The sequence below is a fragment of the Desulfovibrio piger genome (assembly GCF_951793255.1).
GTDB lineage: Bacteria > Desulfobacterota > Desulfovibrionia > Desulfovibrionales > Desulfovibrionaceae > Desulfovibrio.
In genome coordinates, this window is record NZ_OX636706.1 from 855,862 (window position 1) to 874,437 (window position 18,576).

The 18,576-nt window shown below is 66.5% G+C and carries 13 protein-coding genes and 1 tRNA gene; 11 read left to right on the forward strand and 3 right to left on the reverse strand.

Translation table 11 applies throughout. From position 1 onward, the window contains the following. Window positions 1-195: 195 nt before the first annotated feature. A complete protein-coding gene (gene sfsA, locus Q4I12_RS04050) occupies window positions 196-984 on the reverse strand; it encodes a DNA/RNA nuclease SfsA (RefSeq protein WP_302260676.1) in 789 nt (262 codons plus the stop codon). A gap of 140 nt (window positions 985-1,124) precedes the next feature. Here sfsA and Q4I12_RS04055 point away from each other — a divergent pair, with 140 nt between their 5' ends. Together Q4I12_RS04055 and thrC are read left to right on the forward strand one after the other, a co-directional pair. After that, window positions 1,125-2,303 (forward strand): pyridoxal phosphate-dependent aminotransferase, encoded by a 1,179-nt coding sequence (locus Q4I12_RS04055; protein WP_302260677.1) that lies wholly within the window; start codon window positions 1,125-1,127, stop codon window positions 2,301-2,303. Window positions 2,304-2,770: 467 nt separating this feature from the next. Then, on the forward strand, window positions 2,771-4,180 hold the full coding sequence (thrC, locus tag Q4I12_RS04060) for a threonine synthase (protein ID WP_302262088.1): 1,410 nt from the start codon (window positions 2,771-2,773) through the stop codon (window positions 4,178-4,180). Window positions 4,181-4,258: 78 nt separating this feature from the next. Here the strand turns inward: thrC and Q4I12_RS04065 are convergent, their stop codons facing one another. Next, a complete protein-coding gene (locus Q4I12_RS04065) occupies window positions 4,259-5,959 on the reverse strand; it encodes an AMP-binding protein (protein WP_168935021.1) in 1,701 nt (566 codons plus the stop codon). 68 nt (window positions 5,960-6,027) lie between these two features. After that, entirely contained in the window at window positions 6,028-6,600 is a 573-nt protein-coding gene (locus tag Q4I12_RS04070; protein WP_204626583.1) for a cupin domain-containing protein, read from the reverse strand. A gap of 135 nt (window positions 6,601-6,735) precedes the next feature. Between Q4I12_RS04070 and hypF the strand changes: the two genes are divergently transcribed. The 9 genes from hypF to Q4I12_RS04115 all read left to right on the forward strand — a co-directional run bounded on the left by hypF (window position 6,736) and on the right by Q4I12_RS04115 (window position 18,547). After that, the gene (gene hypF / locus Q4I12_RS04075; protein WP_302260678.1) at window positions 6,736-9,273 is read left to right on the forward strand and encodes a carbamoyltransferase HypF; all 2,538 of its coding nucleotides are present in this window, start codon (window positions 6,736-6,738) and stop codon (window positions 9,271-9,273) included. A gap of 163 nt (window positions 9,274-9,436) precedes the next feature. After that, a tRNA-Ala gene (locus Q4I12_RS04080) sits at window positions 9,437-9,512 on the forward strand. 206 nt (window positions 9,513-9,718) lie between these two features. Then, window positions 9,719-10,615, forward strand: coding sequence for a hypothetical protein (locus Q4I12_RS04085; protein ID WP_302260679.1), 897 nt, complete (start codon window positions 9,719-9,721; stop codon window positions 10,613-10,615). A gap of 122 nt (window positions 10,616-10,737) precedes the next feature. Continuing rightward, complete coding sequence (locus Q4I12_RS04090; protein WP_168936051.1) at window positions 10,738-11,895, forward strand: MFS transporter; 1,158 nt, start codon at window positions 10,738-10,740, stop codon at window positions 11,893-11,895. Then, a complete protein-coding gene (locus Q4I12_RS04095; protein ID WP_302262089.1) occupies window positions 11,895-12,398 on the forward strand; it encodes a methylated-DNA--[protein]-cysteine S-methyltransferase in 504 nt (167 codons plus the stop codon). Before Q4I12_RS04090 ends, Q4I12_RS04095 begins: the two co-directional genes overlap by 1 nt. A gap of 163 nt (window positions 12,399-12,561) precedes the next feature. Continuing rightward, window positions 12,562-13,326, forward strand: coding sequence for a response regulator transcription factor (locus tag Q4I12_RS04100; protein WP_204625775.1), 765 nt, complete (start codon window positions 12,562-12,564; stop codon window positions 13,324-13,326). 1 nt (window position 13,327) lies between these two features. After that, window positions 13,328-14,752: an ATP-binding protein gene (locus Q4I12_RS04105; protein ID WP_302260682.1), complete on the forward strand. Its 1,425-nt coding sequence runs from the start codon at window positions 13,328-13,330 to the stop codon at window positions 14,750-14,752. A 311-nt stretch (window positions 14,753-15,063) separates the two neighbouring features. Continuing rightward, window positions 15,064-16,344: a molybdopterin molybdotransferase MoeA gene (locus tag Q4I12_RS04110; protein ID WP_302260684.1), complete on the forward strand. Its 1,281-nt coding sequence runs from the start codon at window positions 15,064-15,066 to the stop codon at window positions 16,342-16,344. Between the two features lie 250 nt (window positions 16,345-16,594). Further along, window positions 16,595-18,547 carry a molybdopterin biosynthesis protein gene (locus Q4I12_RS04115; protein WP_302260685.1) on the forward strand — a complete coding sequence of 651 codons (1,953 nt, stop codon included), beginning with the start codon at window positions 16,595-16,597 and terminating at the stop codon, window positions 18,545-18,547. The last annotated feature ends 29 nt before the right edge of the window (window positions 18,548-18,576 follow it).

Sequence of the window (18,576 nt, forward strand, 5' to 3'; positions counted from 1 at the left end):
CAAACGGCGAATCCCTTTCCGGCCGGGAACGGCCGATGCGCCCGCCACAGTTTGCCGCCCGTCATTGTGCGCGTTTTTGTCCCAATGGGCAACAGGGAGAGAACAGGCGTGGGGAAGGGGCGCTCACGCGCTGTGGGGTGCCCCTATGAAAATGGCCCCGCGCCCCTCCGCATCACATTCCCCAACAGGAGGACATCACAGTCCGGCGGGACGGGGCGCCACGGGCAGCAGGCCTTCCAGCTCGATACCGGCAGGGCTCACCGAGGCGCGGTAGGGATAGATCTCCACCCCGGCATCCATCGCCTCATAGAACAGGGCCGCATAGGCGGGGTCCACCACGTCCGCCGGGCCGAAGCAATGGCCGTCCGGGCGCTGCACCAGATAGAACATGGCCGCGCGTTCGCCGCAGCGCACGATGTCCATGAGCTCGCGCAGATGCTTCTGACCGCGCTCCGTGGCCGCATCGGGAAAGCAGGCCACGCCGTCTTCCACCATGGTCACGTTCTTGCATTCCACCCACAGCGGCGGCAGATCCGGCCCGGTGAGGCAAGCATCCAGGCGGCTCTCGCCGCGTTTGGCCTCCCGGCGGCATTGCGTGTATCCGGCGGCAAAGGCCAGCCGCCCGGCATGGAAGGCAACCTCTATCATGCGGTTGGGCACGCTGGTGTTGACGCCCACCCAAAAGCCACGGCCCAGGGCGGAGCCATCCGCGCCTGCCTCCCCGCCGGGCAGGGACGGCACGGCCCGCTCGGCCAGCCAGACGGCCTCCTGCGTGTAGGGCAGCTTGCGCGCCGGATTGGCCGCGGGCGAGGCCAGCAGCGGGGCCCCGGCCAGGGTCAGGCCCAGCATGCTGCCGGAATTGTTGCTGTGGACCCAGACGTTCTGCCCGTCCAGCAGCATCTCCACACTGAAGCGCTTGTAACGCCTGATGAAACGCCCCACCACACAGCCTTGGGGAAGGGGCAGCAACGGTGTTTTTTCCATGGATCATCCTTAAAAGGGACACAGGGCCGCGGGGAGGGGCCCTCGTTTACAGTCAGATATGAACCTGATACGCTATTGCGCCGTGACCGGAGCGGGCGCGCCGCAGTCCGGCCACTCCTATTCCAGGCAAGGAGCACCCTATGCAGATTTCCGAACGTGTGCGCACCATGAAGCCCTCGCTGACCCTCAGCGTCAACACCCGCGCCATGGAGTTGCGGGCCCAGGGCATACAAGTCACCAGCCTGGCCGTGGGCGAGCCGGACTTCCCCACCCCCAAGCATATCTGTGAGGCCGCCAAGGCCGCCATCGACACCAATTTCTGCCGCTACACGGCCGTGCCCGGCATCCCCGAGCTGCGGGCCGCGGTGGGCGGTTACTTCAAAAAATTCTACGGCGAGGACATCGCCCCCGAATGCACCATCGTTTCCGCCGGCGGCAAGCATGCCCTGTACAACTTCATGCAGGCCTCCATCAACCCCGGTGACGAAGTGCTGCTGCCCGCCCCCTACTGGGTCAGCTATCCCTACACCATCCAGCTTGCCGGCGGCGTGCCCGTCATCGTGCAGGCCTCGCTGGAACAGGGCTTCAAGGTCACGCCCGAGATGCTGGACGCCAAGTGCACCGACAAGACCAAGCTGCTGGTGCTCAACACGCCCAGCAACCCCACGGGTGCCGTCTACAATGCCGAAGAACTGGCCGCCATCCTGGACTGGGCCGACAGCCGCGACGTCTACGTGCTGACCGACGAGATCTATGACCAGCTGGTCTTCGCTCCGGCCAAGATGGCCAGCGCCGTGCACCACTTTGCCAAGAATCCCGAAAAGGTGGCCATCCTCAACGGCGTTTCCAAGAGCTTTGCCATGACCGGCTGGCGCGTGGGCTATGTGGTGGCCCACCCCGAGATCATCAAAAAGATGTCCAGCATGCAGGGCCACTGCACGTCCAACATCTGCTCCATCTCGCAAAAGGCCGCCCTGGCCGGCCTTACCGGTCCCCTGGATTTCCTGGGCGAGATGCGCAACGCCTTCCAGCGTCGCCGCGACCTGGCCATGGACATCATCAACGGCTGGGACTTCGCCTCCTGCCCCTGTCCGGACGGCGCCTTCTACCTGTTCGTGGATGTGCGCAAGTGCTTCGGCGGCACGGTCAAGAACTCCACCGAGCTCTGCACCTGGCTGCTGGACAAGGCCCGCGTGGCCGTGGTGCCCGGCGCCGCCTTCGGTGACGACAACTGCATCCGCTTCTCCTACGCCGTCAGCGACGACACCCTGCGCGACGCCCTGCAGCGCATCGGCGACGCCCTGTCCCAGCTGCGGTAGAGGATGTTTCTTGAGGGGAGGGGGACCCCCTTCCCTCAAACTCCCCTTCCCCAGCGCGCTTTATTGGAAAGGAAATTTCCTTCCCATAAAAAGCGCTCCGATGAATGCCCGGCTGACCCGCCAAGCGGGAGGAGCCCCTCCGTTTTCATTTTTCATACCACTCAGACTCTTTTGCCCTTCCTGCCGGGGGACCGGCAACGGGGCACGGCCATCATGCCACGCCGGCCGCCATCCACCCGGATAAAATGCATTTGGGGAGGGGTGGGGGCCCGGGGGAGGGGAGGCCCTTTTCGCATGGGCAAAAGGGCCTCCCCTCCCCCGGAAAAACGCCGCCTGCTCCTCCCCCGTCCCTGCCTGCCCTCTCGACAAGTCACGGGAGAGGATGGTAAAAAACTCCTTTCCTCATCCTGTCCCTGCAAGGAGATTATCCCGTGTGCCAGAGTGATTTTCCCGCCTATCGCGGTCAGATGGAATATGTGTGCCTGCACTGCGGCCAGCGTTACCCCGGTGACAGCCTGCTCTACACCTGCCCGTCCTGCGGCGGCGTGTTCCTGCTGGAAAACACCAAATTCGACGAACTGAAACAGCGCAGCGGCGCGGAATGGCGCGAGATCTTCGACCGCCGTGCCTCCACCCGCAGCACGGCCCTGCGCGGCATCTTCCGTTATTATGAACTGCTGGCGCCCCTGCTGGACGAGGAAGACATCGTCTACCTGGGCGAAGGGCTGACCCCCATCGTGGAAGCCGCTCCGGCCCTGCGCGACCGTGTGGGCGTGCCCTTTGCCTACAAGAACGACGGCCAGAACCCCAGCGCCTCCTTCAAGGACCGCGGCATGGCCTGTGCGTTCAGCTATCTGAAATGGCTCTGTCGCCGCCACCAGTGGGACGAGGTGCTGACCGTCTGCGCCTCCACCGGTGATACCTCCGCCGCCGCGGCCCTGTACGCCTCCTATGTGGGCGCGCCCCTCAAGAGCGTGGTGCTGCTGCCCCACGGCAAGGTGACCCCGCAGCAGCTCTCCCAGCCCCTGGGCAGCGGCGCCACGGTGCTGGAACTGCCCGGCGTGTTCGACGACTGCATGAAGGTGGTGGAGCATCTGGCCGAGAATTACCGCGTGGCCCTGCTCAACTCCAAGAACAGCTGGCGCATCCTGGGCCAGGAATCCTACGCCTATGAAGTGGCCCAGTGGTACGGCTGGGACGTGTCCGGCCTGTGCATCTTCGTGCCCATCGGCAACGCGGGCAACATCACGGCCGTCATGTCCGGCTTCCTCAAGATGCTGGAACTGGGCATCATCACCAGCCTGCCGCGCGTCTTCGGCGTGCAGAGCGAACACGCCGACCCCGTGTACCGCTACTATGCCGCGCCCAAGGACGCCCGCGTGTGGCAGCCCGTGACCGTCACCCCCAGCGTGGCCCAGGCCGCCATGATCGGCAACCCGGTCTCCTTCCCGCGCGTGCAGCGCCTGGCCGAGAAGTTCATCGAAAAGGGCGGCGAAAAGGCCTTCCAGGTGGTGCAGGTGACCGAACAGCAGATCATGGACGCCATGATCGTGGCCAACCGTCACGGCCACATCGCCTGCACCCAGGGCGGCGAATGCCTGGCCGGTCTGGTCAACGCCCGTGCGCTGGGCCTGGTGGACGATGACGAACACGCCGTGCTGGATGCCACGGCCCACGCCCTCAAGTTCTCCGGCTTCCAGGACATGTACTTCAACGACAGCTTCCCCGAAGCCTACGGCGTCAAGCCCCAGGCCGAGCTTTCCAACAAGCCCGAACTGCTGCTGCCCGAAAGCGCCCGCGAAGGAAAGGACGTGGCCACCTTCGCCCGCATGGGCGCCGATGCCGTGGTGGCCCGCCTGGGCCTGAGCCGCAAGTAGCCTCCGGCTCCTCCGCAAAACGTCAAAAGCCCCTTTCCCGACGGGAAAGGGGCTTTTTTCATGGCAGACAGATGTGCGCTATTTGGCGGTCTTGGAGTCCGGCTCGGCCATGGCTTCGGGCCAGCGCTCGGCGGCCATCTCGCGCAGCTTGAATTTCTGGATCTTGCCGCTGGCGGTCAGGGGGAAGCCGTCCACCACGGCGATGTAGCGCGGGATCTTGTACCAGGCGATCTTGCCGCGGCAGAAGGCGCGCACGTCTTCGGGCGCCACGGGCACGTCGGGCCGGGCGATGATGAAGGCGCCCACTTCCTCGCCATATTTGCGGCTGGGCACGGCCACCACCTGGATGTCCAGCACGCCGGGCATGCCCATGAGGAATTCCTCGATCTCGCGCGGGTAGACGTTCTCGCCGCCGCGGATGATCATGTCCTTGATGCGGCCGGTGACGCGCACGTAGCCGTCCTCGTCCATGGTGCCCAGGTCGCCGGAATGCAGCCAGCCGTCAGGGCTGATGGTGCGGGCCGTCTCTTCGGGCATGTTGTAGTAGCCCTTCATGACGTTGTAGCCGCGGCACAGGATCTCGCCCACTTCGCCGCGCGGCAGTTCCTCGCAGGTCTCGGGGTCGCCGATGCGCACCTCGATGCCGGGCATGGCGCAGCCCACGGTCTCGCAGCGCAGGTGCAGGGGGTCGTCGGGGTCGGACTGGGTCATCACCGGCGAGCCCTCGGTCAGGCCGTAACAGATGGTGATGTCCTTCATGTACATGTCTTCCACCACGCGCCGCATGAGCGGCTCGGGGCAGACGGAACCGGCCATGATGCCCGTGCGCAGGCTGGAGACGTCGAAGCGCTTGAACATCTTGTGCTCCAGTTCGGCCAGGAACATGGTGGGCACGCCGTACAGGGCCGTGCAGCGCTCGCTGTCCACGGCGGCCAGCACATGCAGGGGGTTGTAGGCTTCGAGGATGACCATGCAGGCCCCGTGGTTGACGCAGGCCGAGACCCCCAGCACGCAGCCGAAGCAGTGGAAGAGCGGCACGGGCAGGCAGACGCGGTCCTCGTCGGTGAAGCGCTGGTTGCGGCCGATCCAGTAGCCGTTGAGGCCCACGCCCACATGGGTCAGCATGACGCCCTTGGGGAAGCCCGTGGTGCCGGAGGTATACTGCATGTTGATGGCGTCCCAGGGGTCCAGGCTGTCCTGCCGGGCCTGGTACTCGGCATCATCGGTCATGACGGACATGGACAGGATCTCGGGCACGGAATACATGCCGCGATGCTTCTCCGCGCCCAGGAAACAGACGCGCCGCAGATGCGGCAGGCGCGCGAAGCTGAGCCGGTCGCGGCTCTGGTAGCGCAGCTCGGGGGCCAGAGTGTAGAGCGTGTCGATGTAATCATGGTCGCGCAGGCTGTCCATGATGAAGATGTTCTCGCACTCCGACTGGTTGAGCAGGTATTCGAGCTCGTGTTCGCGATAGTTGGTGTTGACCGTGATCAGGATGGCCCCGATCTTGGCCGTGGCGAACTGCAAGGTCACCCAGTAGGGCACGTTGCTGGCCCAGACGGCCACCTTTTCCCCTTTCTGCACGCCTAGCGCCATGAGTCCTTTGGCGAACAGATCGACGGTATCGGCAAACTCGCGCCAGGTCTGGCGGTAGTTGCGGTCGGCATAGACGATGGCTTCCTTGTCGGGGATGCGGGCCACCGTCTCGTCCAGGATCTGGCCAAGGGTCTTTTCACGCAGTTCGAACAGCGCCTGGCGCTGGCGCACTTTCTCGTCCATGGATCATCCTCATATACCGCGCGGGAGCGCGGGCTGTGTACGCAAAAGGGCCGGGGAACGACGGAAGGCTACGGCGTGTAGGTCACAGCCAGCAGCTGGGCCGGGTCGTCGCCGTGCGCGCCCACGTAATGGGGCACGATGGAGTTGTAATAGATGGTCTCGCCGGCCTTCAGGTAATAGGTCTCGCGGCCGTAGACCACCATCAGCTCGCCCTTGAGTACCAGGATGAATTCCTCGCCCTGGTGCGAGATGGTCTTCCGCTCTTCGTCCTTGTCGGGATAGATCTCGATGAAAAAAGGCTCCATGTTGCGGTCGCTCTTGCCCTTGCCCAGCGCCTGATAGATGTAGCTGGAACGGGGGGTGCGGCCGGTGTGCATGGCGGGGTCCACGCTGCCCAGCTGGTCTATGCGGGAAATGATGGGATCGCGGGTGAACTGGTCATCCAGGAAGGTGCCCAGACGGACGCCCAGCGAGCGGGCCACCTTCTGCAGGGGGCCGATGGTGGGATATATCTCGTCATTTTCCATGCGTTCCAGAAAATTGACGGTCAGTCCCGTATTCTGTGAGAGGGTCTCAAGATCCACGTTCCTTTCCTCGCGGAACGTGCGGATGCGCTTTCCGACACTGCTTTTTCCGGCCATGTCTGTCTCCTGTTGCAGCCTGTGCAGAAAAACCAAGGGTAAAAAGTGTTCTGAAAAATATCATAAAGTCTTATGGCCCCGCAAGGCGGCAGTCCGTGCGTAGCGCAAACGTCGAAAAAACGCTAGGCTCGTCCCATGATACAGCACAAACGTACGGCCTTGCTGGCCGCAGGACAGGTCCAGGGCGTGGGCTTCCGCCCCTTCATCTACAGGCTGGCCGTGGAAGGCGGCCTTTCCGGCAGCGTGGGCAACACTTCGGACGGGGTGCGCATCGAGGTGCAGGGCCCCCCGGAACAGGTGGATGCCTTTGCCGTGCGTCTGCGCCGGGAGCTGCCGCCCTTGGCCCGGCTCACCCGGCTGGAGATCACGGAGCTGCCCCCCGTGGACGGCGAGACGGAATTCGTCATCGTGGCCAGCCACGGCCATGCCGGCCACAGCGTGCTGGTCAGCCCCGATGTGGGCATCTGCGAGGACTGCCTGCGCGACATGCACACGCCCGGCGATCCGCGCTTCGGCTATGCCTTCACCAATTGCACCAACTGCGGGCCGCGCTACACCATCACCCGGTCCATCCCCTACGACCGCGCCACCACCAGCATGGCCTGCTTCCCCTTCTGCCCCCGCTGCGAGGCCGAATACCGCGACCCTCTGGACCGCCGTTTCCATGCCCAGCCCGTGGCCTGCCCGCAATGCGGGCCGCGCCTGTGGCTGGTGGACAACCCGCTGCTCCCGCCCGGCGGCACCCTGCCCCCGGACAGCGCCCCGGCAAACTGGCCCGGCCCGGAGACCCTGCCGTCGGAAGCGTCCATGCGGGATGCCGTGGCACGGGCGGCCGCCCTGCTGCGGGACGGCCATCTGTTGGCCCTCAAGGGCCTGGGGGGCTTCCAGCTGGCCTGTGACGCCCGCTCCGCCCGCAGCGTGGCCCTGCTGCGCCTGCGCAAGCGGCGCCCGCACAAGCCGCTGGCCCTGATGGTGCCGGATCTGGCCACGGCACGGGAGCTGTGCGACCTTGCCCCGGAACACGAGGCCTTGCTGCTCTGCCCGGAAAAGCCCATCGTGCTCTGCCCGGCCCGCAAGGGCTGCCTGCCCCCCGCCATCGCGCCGGATACCGCCGGCATCGGCCTCATGCTGCCTTACACGCCCCTGCATGCCGTCCTTTTCGACGAGCTTGTCCGCCTGACCGCTACGGCCGGAGAGCCCGCGCCCGTGCTGGTCATGACCTCGGCCAATGCCAGCGGCGAGCCCATCTGCCTGGGCAACCGCGAGGCCCTGCGCCGTCTGGCGCATCTGGCCGATGCCTGGCTGCTGCACGACCGTGACATCCTGGTGCGCGTGGACGACAGCGTGGCCGGTGTGCGTCCCCTGCCCGCCGACGGGGAAAAACCCGCCGCGGCGCCCTTTTTCTACCGCCGGGCACGCGGCTATGTGCCCCGCCCGGTGATGCTGCCCGAAGCCTGGGGCACGGATCTGCCCTGCGTGCTGGGCGCGGGCGGCGAGCTCAAGGCCACGCTCTGCCTGACGCGCGGCAACGAGGCCTTCGTCAGCCAGCATGTGGGCGACCTGGAGAACGCCCCCACCTTCGGTTTTTATGAGGAAGTGGCCCGCCACCTGCAGGATCTGCTGGAGGTGCGGCCCGCCGCCGTGGTCTGCGACCTGCACCCGGATTTCCTCTCCACCCGCCATGCCACGGAACTGGCCCGGCGCGAGGGCCTGCCCCTCTGGCATCTGCAGCACCATGCCGCGCACGCGGCCTCCGTGCTCACTGAGCACGGCCACACCGGCCCGGCCCTGGCCCTGACGCTGGACGGCACCGGCCTGGGCACGGACAAGAGCATCTGGGGCGGAGAGCTGCTGTTCATGGAACTGGATGCGCCCCGCTGGCAGCGTCTGGGCCGTCTGGCGCCCTTCCGTCTGCCCGGCGGAGAGGCCGCCATCCGCGAGCCCTGGCGCATCGCCCTGGGCCTGGCCCTGCAGAGCGGTCTGGCCCCCGAAGCCCTGACCGGGATCTGGGCGGACTGCGCTGACGACGGGGACGATGTCCGCCGTGCGCCGCAGGCCATGGCCGTCACGGCGGTCAGCGAGATGTGGCGCCGGGGCCTCAACTGCCCGCCCACATCCAGCGCCGGGCGCCTGTTCGATGCCGTATCCGCCGCGCTGGGCCTGTGTACGCATATCACCTATGAAGGACAGGCCGCCATCCGTCTGGAAGACGCCGCCGCCCGCAGCGCCCTGCCGGGACAATGGTGGCGCATGGGGGCGGAAGAGCTGCGGGCCCCGCAGCCGGAACACGAGCTGCTGCCCGCCCTGCCCCTGACGGAAGAGGACGGCCTTTGGCAACTGGACGGCACGGCCCTGTTCGCCGCCGTGCTGGCCCGGCGCGACCGCCTGCCCGTGGAAGATCTGGCCGCCCGTTTCCACTGGCAGCTGGCGCAGGGATTCACGGCCCTGGCCGTCAGGGCCGCCGGGGCCACGGGCGTGCGCGTGGTGGGCCTTTCCGGCGGCGTCATGCAGAACGCCCTGCTGGCCCGCCTACTGCCGCTGCTGCTCGCGGCGCACGGCCTCACCCCCCTGTGCCAGCAGGAAGTGCCGCCCGGTGACGGCGGCATCTCTCTGGGCCAGGCCGCCTGGGCACAGGCCTGTTTGCGGGCCGGTCTGCCCACGGAACTAGTATAGTCCGCTGACGGCCCATGGCGGCCCGTTTACCCCTGTTGTCGGGGCAAACGCTGTGCGCTTCTTATGTAATTTATTGATATAAAAAGATAAAAAAGAAAAATCACTTTTTTTGATTTTTTCGTTGACAGCCAGGGTCTTTTTGGGCAGTATGTATTTCTGCCGAGGGGCTGTAGCTCAGTTGGGAGAGCGCTTGAATGGCATTCAAGAGGTCAGGAGTTCAATTCTCCTCAGCTCCACCAAAAAGGAAATCAGGGTTTGCGGAAACGCAGACCCTTTTTTCGTTTTCGGCTCCCGCCGTTTTTCTCCCCCCCGCCACATGACGCCATTGTGTCATTCTGTGACATTTTCACGGAGCCCGTCTTCCCCCGTTGCCCTTTTTCTCTTAGCGCGCTACTAGGGGAAAAAGGACCGTCAATGACCCGGTCCAAAGAAGGAGGAAGATGAGATGAAAGGATTGTTCGCTTCCCTGGCAATGCTCTGCGCCCTGTGCGTGGCCCTGCCCGCCGCCCAGGCCAAGCCCCTTCCCGGTGCCAAGTACACCTACACCCTGAAAAGCGTCATGCCCGTGGCCGGTCGCCAGGGCGTGGCCTGCGACGGCAAGTTCATCTATGTGAGCTGCAGCAAGGCCCTGTACAAGTACGACATGAACGGCAAACTGGTGGCCGAGAACAAAAATCCCTTCGAAGGCTACTCCATCCCCTCCAACCACATCGGTGACATCGACGTCTACAACGGCGAGATCTATGTGGGCGCCGAAAACTTCATGGACGGCGTGGGCAAGGACATCCAGATCGCCATCCATGACGCCAACACCCTGAAATTCAAGCGCACGTTCAAGTTCGAGCCCAAGTCCGGCCAGGAAGAAGTCTCCGGCATCACCGTGGACCCGGTCAAGAAGACCGTGTGGATGTGCTCCTGGGTGGGCGAAGAAAGCGGCCGTCATCTGTATGAATACGACCTCAAGGGCAACTACCTGCGCAAGGTGCATCTGCAGCCCGTGCCGCAGTGGGTGCAGGGCGTGTTCTACTACAACGGCTCCCTGTTCATGACCGCTGACGACGGCACCGCCGACGACAACGAGTCCGACCACCTGTACCGCATCGACATCACCTCGGACAGCAACGCCCATGTGTACATGGAAAAGGTCTTCGACGAAGCCATCAAGCAGGGCGAGATCGAAGGTCTGTGCGTGGATCCCTCCACCGGCGACCTGCTGGTGCACATGAACCGCGGCGCCCGCATCGTGCTGGGCATGGGCAAGGGCTTCTACCCCGGCTACACCGAGGAAGTCCACGAGATCTACCGCTACAGCATGGAAGCCAAGCAGCCCCCGCGCCGCTAGGCATCGTGTCCTACCTGTCTTTCCGGGCCGCCTTCGGGCGGCCCTTTTTCGTGCCCGCCTCCCTTGACGCCGCCTGCCCTGCCCGCTATGCCCATGCCTCAAGCTTTCCGCAGGAGACAGGCATGGACCTTCGCAAAATACTGCTCATTTCCCTGGGGCACCTCAGCTGCGACCTCAACGGCGGCGCGCTGCCCTCGCTGATGCCCTATCTGGCCGCGGCCCACGGCTTCAACTATCAGGCCGCGGGCGCCCTGATGTTCGCCTATTCGGCCACCTCTTCCCTGGTGCAGCCCGTATTCGGCTATCTGGCCGACAAACACGCCCGTTCCTGGTTCGTGCCGCTGGCCGTGCTGCTGGCGGGCGGCAGCCTGGGCCTGGTGGGTTTTCTGGACAGTTACTGGGCCATCTTCCTCACCCTCATGCTCTGCGGCGTGGGCGGCGCCCTGTTCCATCCCGAAGGGGCCCGCTATGCCAACCTCGTCTCCGGCAACCGCAAGGGCGCGGGCATGAGCATCTTTTCCGTGGGCGGCAACAGCGGCTTCGTGGTGGGGCCGCTGCTGGTGGCCGGGGCCACCTTCGTGGCGGGCCTGCACGGCACGGCCGTGTTCCTGCTGCTGGCCCTGTGCACGGCCTCGTTCCTCTTTTTCCAGATGCGCGGCTGGCAGCGCCAGATCCCCCAGAGCAATGCCGCCGCAGGACAGGCCGAACCGCGCAACGACTGGCATGCCTTCGGCGTGCTGACCCTGGTCATCGCCTCGCGCTCCATCCTTTTCCTGGGCTTCAATACCTACATCCCCATGTACTGGCATGACGTCTTCGGCCAGAGCAAGGAATTCGGCGCCATGATGCTGGCCTTCTTCTGCGTCTGCGGCGTCAGCAGCAATGTGCTGGGCGGCTTCCTGGCCGACAGGATCGGCTATGCCCGCATCATCCGCCTTTCGTGGTGGCTGGCCCTGCCCGCAGCCCTGGCCTTCGCCTGGGTGGACAGCATGTGGCTGGCGGCCCTGCTGCTGGCCCCGCTGGCCGTGGGCCTGTTCGCGCCCTTCAGCTCCATGGTGGTGCTGGGCCAGAAGCTGCTGGCCCGCAACATGGGCTTCGCCTCGGGCGTGACCCTGGGCCTGCCCATGACCCTGGGCGGCATGGCCATGCCCCTGCTGGGCTGGATCGCGGACAATTTCGGCGGGCTGGGCACGGCCATGGCCTGCCTGGTGCCCGTGGCGGCCCTGGGGGCGCTGGCCTCCCTGCGCCTGCGGGACGACGCCGCCGGGGAGCGTGCGTGATGCCGGTCGCCGGTCTTGCAAGCCCCGTGGGGCCGCTCTGGCTCACGGAAAAGGACGGGCATCTGGTGGCCCTGGACAGGACATGCCCCTCCCCGGCCCACTGCCCGACCGAGACCATTTCCCTGCCGGGACAGCCCGTGGCGAGCCCCCTGCTGCACGAGGCCCGGGAACAGCTGGCGGCCTATTTCGCAGGCCGCCTGCGCCGCTTCGACCTGCCGCTGGCCCCGCAGGGGACGCCCTTCCAGCTGCGCGTCTGGCGGGCCCTGCAGGACATCCCCTACGGACGGACCTGCTCCTACGCCGAACTGGCCGCGGCCGTGGGCAGCCCGCGTGCCTGCCGTGCCGTGGGCCAGGCCAACGGCCGCAACCCGCTGATGATCGTCATTCCCTGCCACAGGGTCATCGCCGCCGGTGGCGGCCTGGGCGGCTACAGCGGCGGTCTGGACATCAAGCGTTTCCTGCTGCGTCTGGAGGCGGGGCTGCCCCTGCCGGCAGACCGCTGACGCCCCCTGCTCCCTCCCCGGCGGTTGCCTCCTGGCGCGAGTACAGGTATTATGGATAAGTTCGTATCTTTACTGTCGTTTTTGATACAGAACTGCAAAATGACAGTAAAAGTATGACATACTTTGTCATAATACCCTGCCCTTCAGCCCCAGAGTGCGGACCATGAACACGATCCATACCATCTGTATCGTCGATGACGACGAGGAAATCCGCTCCTTGCTTTCCGACTATCTGCGTCGCAACGGCTTTTCCACCTGCACGGCGGGGAACGCGGCGGAGTTCCTCGAGATTCAGCGCCGCGTGCCCTGCAGCCTGATCGTCATGGACATCATGCTTCCCGGCATGAACGGGCTGGAGCTTTTCCGTACCCTGCGCGCCGAATCCACGGTGCCCGTCATCTTCCTCACCGCGCTGGGCGACATCACCGACCGCATCGTGGGCCTGGAGCTGGGCGCCGATGACTACCTGAGCAAGCCTTTCGAGCCCCGCGAGCTGCTGGCCCGCATCCGTACCGTGCTGCGCCGCACCGAAGGCAGCGCCCGCCGCGACCAGCCCGAGACCACGCCCCTGCAGTTCGCAGGCTGGCTGCTGGACCGCAGCGCCCGCCATCTGGTGGCGCCCGACGGGGTGGTGGTCTCCCTGAGCGGCACGGAATACCGCCTGCTGGAGATCTTTTTGCAAAACCCCCAGCGGGTGCTCAGCCGTGACGAGCTGCTGGAACGCACCCAGGGCCGCAACGCCGTGCCCTATGACCGCAGCATCGACGTGCAGATCAGCCGCTTGCGCACCCGCCTGCGCGACAACGGCCGCGAGCCCCAGCTCATCAAGACCGTCCGCGGCGACGGCTACGTGCTGGCCACGGACGTGCGCCCGCAGTTCGTGCGCCCGGCCCTGCCCGTGGATGCCCCCATCATGCCCGGAAAGTAGCATGCGCGCCTTCCTTGCCCGTCTGCTGCGCAGCCTGACCTCAACCACGCTTTCCGCACAGCTGGCGGGCATGCTCATCGGCGGCATCCTTTTCCTGCACGGCGTGGCCACCTTCACGGTCCAGCTGGTGGAAGAACGGCAGGCGGCCCGCTCCGCCCTGCTGGAACAGGCCAACAGCCTGGCCCTCTCCCTCCAGCTCCTGCACTCCGAACCCTTCGAGTACAAGCGCTCCCTGCTGGAGCGGCTGGAACGCCTGGACGTGGTCCACCTGAGCCTGAGCGATGCCCCCAATCCGGCCCGGCAGGCCAGGGACGAACGCGCCCTGTATCTGCGTGACCGCCTGCGCAAGAACCTGAACAGCATCGAGACCGATCTGGACACCCGCGAGATGCTGACCGAGGTCCAGCGCGTGCATGTGGCCGACAGCATGAACCCCACCCTGCGCCGCCATGTGCCCTGGACGCATGTGTACGAAAGCCGGGTGAGCGTGCGCCTGGACGACGGCAAGTGGCTGTGCGTGGTCATCAGCAGCGATGCCTATGATTTCTCCCCCAGCCAGGCCTCCCTGGCCATGCTCCTGCTGGAAGCGGGCCTGCTGATCCTGCTCATCCTGGTGGTGGTGCATCGCGTGGTGCGGCCCTTGCGGGTGCTCTCCGGCAAGGCCGAGAGTTTCGGCCGCAACCTCTACACAGCCCCCCTGCCCGAAGACGGGCCCACCGAAGTGCGCGAGGCCGCCCGGGCCTTCAACAAGATGCAGGAGCGCATCCGCGCCGGTGTGGGCCAGCACGAACGCATCCTGGCCGCCGTGGCCCACGACCTGCGCACCCCCCTGACCCGCATCCGCCTGCGCGTGGAGAGCATGGACCCCGCCTCCCCCCTGCGGGCCAAGCTGCTGGGAGACATCGACATCCTGGGCGGCATCATGGCCAACAGCGCCGAGCTCACCCGCGGCAGCGCCCGCGACGAGGCCGCCGTGCGCATGGACATGAACGCCCTGCTGGACAGCCTGGTCTCCGACCGGCAGGACATGGGACAGGACGTCAGCCTCGAAGGCAGTTGTGCCCGCCCTTGGACGGTGCGCCCCAACAGCTTCCGCCGCTGCCTCTCCAATCTGCTGGACAACGCCCTGCGCTATTCCGGCAGTGTCCGCATCCAGCTCCGGGAAAAAGACGATATCCTGCAGATCGACATGCTGGACGACGGCCCGGGCATCCCCCCCGACATGCTGGAACAGGTCTTCGAGCCCTTCTTCCGCCTGGACGAGGCACGCAGCCCCCACACCGGCGGCAGCGGCCTGGGTCTGAGCATCGCCCGCAGCATGGCCTGCCGCAACGGCGGGGAACTGAGCCTGCACAACCGGCCGGAAGGCGGCCTGTGCGCCCGCTTGTGCCTGTACCGGTCGGCCATGGAGACGGAAACACTGTAGCCAGCGCCCCGCAGGGATGACGGGGAGAGCGCCATACGGCCACAGCCGGGTCTCCCTTCAGGGAGTCTTCGCCTCCGCGTTCCCGGTGTCTTGCGTCAGGCCGCTTTCCCCCGCCGCTCCCGGGATGCCGCCTCCTGCCGCCCGTGGCGATGCCCCTGCATCGTTCCTTCTCCCCACAGGGATGGCCGCACGGCCCGCAGCCGCCCTTTTCTCTCCACTGTGCCGCAGGAAGCAAAGGCTTTGCACCCGGCAGGCATTGCGGTATGCTTTTCTGCCGTCCGGCCCGTCACGCCGGTGCACAAGGAGAAGCCATGAAGAACTTTTTGACCCTGCAATCCGTGGAGACCGTGCTGGGGCATCTGCGCGCCCTGCCCGTCCTGCCCGCGGAGACCGTCCCCCTGACGGATGCCCTGGGCCGCCGCCTGGCGGAAGCCCTGCACGCCCCTGCCGACCTGCCCGGTTTCGACCGTTCCACCGTGGACGGATTCGCCGTGCGCGCCCGTGATGTCTTCGGCGCGCAGGAAGGTTCCCCCGCCCTGCTGGAATGCGTGGGCGACTGCCCCATGGGCGCCGTGCCGGACATCAGCCTCCAGCCCGGCCAGTGCGCGCGCATCCTTACGGGCGGCATGCTGCCCGAGGGCGCGGATTGCGTGGTCATGGTGGAATATTCCCGCCCGGCCAGCGGCAACATGGTGGAGCTCACCCGCACCCAGGCCCCCGGTGACCACGTGGTCATGCGTGACGAGGACGCCGCCGCCGGTGACTGCATCATCCCCGCGGGCCGCAAGCTGCGCCCGCAGGAGATCGGTCTGCTGGCCTCCTTCGGACAGAAGGATGTGGCCGTACGCCGTGCGCCCCGGGTGGCCATCATCTCCACCGGTGACGAGGTGGTGCCCATCGGGAGCGAGCCCCGCCCCGGCCAGGTGCGGGACGTCAATTCCTACAGCCTTGCCGCCCTTTGCCGCAGTGCCGGTGCCGAGCCGACGCTGGCCGGTCTGGTGCGCGACGACGCCGAGGCCCTGCGCCGCACGGTGCTGGCCGCGCTGGAAGAGGCCGATGTGGTGGTGGTCTCCGGCGGTTCCTCCGCCGGTATGCGCGACCATACCGTGGACGTCTTCACCTCCGTGCCCGGCAGCGAGCTACTGACCCACGGCGTGGCCATCAGCCCCGGCAAGCCTTTCATCCTGGCCCGCAGCGGCGGCAAATGCCTCATGGGCCTGCCCGGCCATGTGAGCAGCGCCCTGGTCTGCGCCCGCGCCTTCCTCGTGCCCTTGCTGGAACACCTGCAGGGCAGCGCCGGGGACGAGCTCGTCCCCTCCCTCACCGCCCGCCTGACCCGCGCCGTGGCTTCGGCCCAGGGCCGCCGCGACTACATCCGCGTCAAACTGGTGCCCGCCGGCGCCGCGGCCCTCGAGGCCGCCTGGCTGCCCCAGGGCCTGGACTGCTCCGATGTGGACTGGCTGGCCCAGCCGCTCATGAAGCCTTCCGGCGTGGTCTCCGGCCTGGTGGAGGCCGACGGCCTCGTCATCTGCGCCGAGAACCGCGAAGGCCTCACCGCCGGGGAACGCGTGCGCGTGGAGCTGCTGGCGTAGATCCAGATCTTTTCGGGGGAAGGAACCCCCTTTTACTAGCGCAAAAAGGGGGTTCCTTCCCCCGTGCCCCCATCTTCCCCCCAATGCGCTTTATAAAAGGGACTGACCGCCTGTCGTTTTTGAAATGACGGCCCCGTTCCAAGGCAGGAACGGGAAAAGATGTCATGCCGACACCGGAGAGGATGTAATACCTTCCGGTCATGCGGCGGGAAGCCCTTCCGGCCTCCATTCGAGATATTGGGAGATATTTATGAAACGCGAACGTCATACCTATCTGACTTTGCAGACCGTGGAGGCCGCCCGCCAGGGCTGGCTGGACCGCATCAGCGCCGAGGGCCGCGAGCTGGCCACGGAGCGCGTGCCCCTGTCGGCGGCCCTGCACCGCGTGCTGGCCGAGCCCGTGGCCGCGCGCCGCTCTTCCCCGGCCTTCCACGGCGCGGCCATGGACGGCATCGCCGTCAACGCCGAATCCACCTTCACCGCTTCCACCCGGCGGCCCCTGCGCCTGACCATCGGCACCGACGCGTTCTGGATCAATACCGGCCATCCCCTGCCCGCAGGCACCAATGCCGTGGTCATGGTGGAGAACGTCAACACCGAGCCCGACGGACAGCATGTGGTCATCGAAAAGGCCGCCTTCCCCTGGCAGCATGTGCGCAAGCTGGGCGAGGACATGGTGGCGTCCGAGATCATCCTGCCGCCCGGCGTCTGCATCGGCCCCTACGAGCTGGGGGCGCTGGCCGCGGGCGGCGTGCTGGAACCGCTGGTGTTCAAAAAGCCCCGCGTGGGCATCATCCCCAGCGGCACCGAGATCGTGCCCCTCACCGAGGCCCGCGAAGAAGACCTGTGCGCGGGCCGCTGCCTGCCGGAGTTCAACTCCTACATCTTTTCGGCCATCGTGCAGGAGGCCGGAGGCGAGGCCTTCACCCTGCCCATCGTGCCTGACGATCCCGAGGCCATCAGCGCGGCCATCGACGCGGCCATCGACCAGGGCGCGGATCTGGTGCTGCTCAACGCCGGCTCCTCGGCGGGCAGCCACGACTATTCCGCCGACGTCATCGCCCACAAGGGCGAGCTGCTGACCCACGGTGTGGCCGTCATGCCCGGCAAGCCCACGGCCCTCGGCATGGTGCGCGGCGTGCCCATCATCGGCTCGCCGGGCTATCCCGTCTCGGCCATCGTGGCCCTGGAAGAGTTCGTCCAGCCCCTGCTGGCCCTGCTCCAGAAGCGCTGCCTGGCCCACCGCGAAACGGTCACGGCCCTGCCCGTCAATCCGCTGCCCTCCCGCCCCGGCATGGAAGAACGCATCCGCGTCAAACTGGGCCGGGTGGACGACACCTTCTTTGCCGTGCCCCTGCCGCGCGGCGCGGGCACCGTCACCAGCCTGAGCCGGGCCGACGGCATCATCAGCGTGGCCCGCGACTGCGAAGGCATCAGCCGTGACGAGCCCGTGCAGGTGCAGCTGCTGCGCCCCCGCCAGCAGGTGGAAGGCACCCTGCTGGCCATCGGCAGCCACGACAACACCCTGGACCTCATCGACAGCTTCCTGCGTCGCGAACATCCGCGCTTCCGTCTGGCCTCGGCCCATGTGGGCTCGCTGGGCGGCCTCATGGCCCTCAAGCGCCACCAGTGCCATCTGGCGGGCAGCCATCTGCTCAATGACGCCGACGGCGTCTACAACCGTCAGGCCCTGCGCGACAACCTCCAGGGCGAACCCATGCTGCTGGTGCGCCTGGTGGACCGCGAACAGGGCCTCATCGTGGCTCCCGGCAACCCGCTGGGCATCCATGACATCACCGACCTTGCGCGCGAGGACGTGCGCTTCATCAACCGCCAGCGCGGCAGCGGCACCCGCGTGCTGCTGGACTACCGCCTGAAGCAGCTGGGCATCCGCCCGCAGCAGCTGGCCGGGTATGAGGACGAGGAATACACGCATATGAACGTGGCCGCCGCCGTGCTTTCCGGCCGCGCCCATACCGGTCTGGCCGTGCGCGCCGCCGCCTGCGCCCTGGGCCTGGACTTCGTGCCCGTGGGCGTGGAGGAGTACGACCTGGTCATCCCGCAGCGCTATGCCGAGGACGAACGCATCCTCGCCCTGCTGGATGTCATCCGCTCCGAGGCCTTCCGCAAGGAAGTGGCCGCCCTGGGCGGCTACGGTGTGGAAAAGACCGGTCAGGTCATCTGGGAATACGACGGCCGCTAGGCCGGTATAGTGTTGGGAGCTCTTCGGGG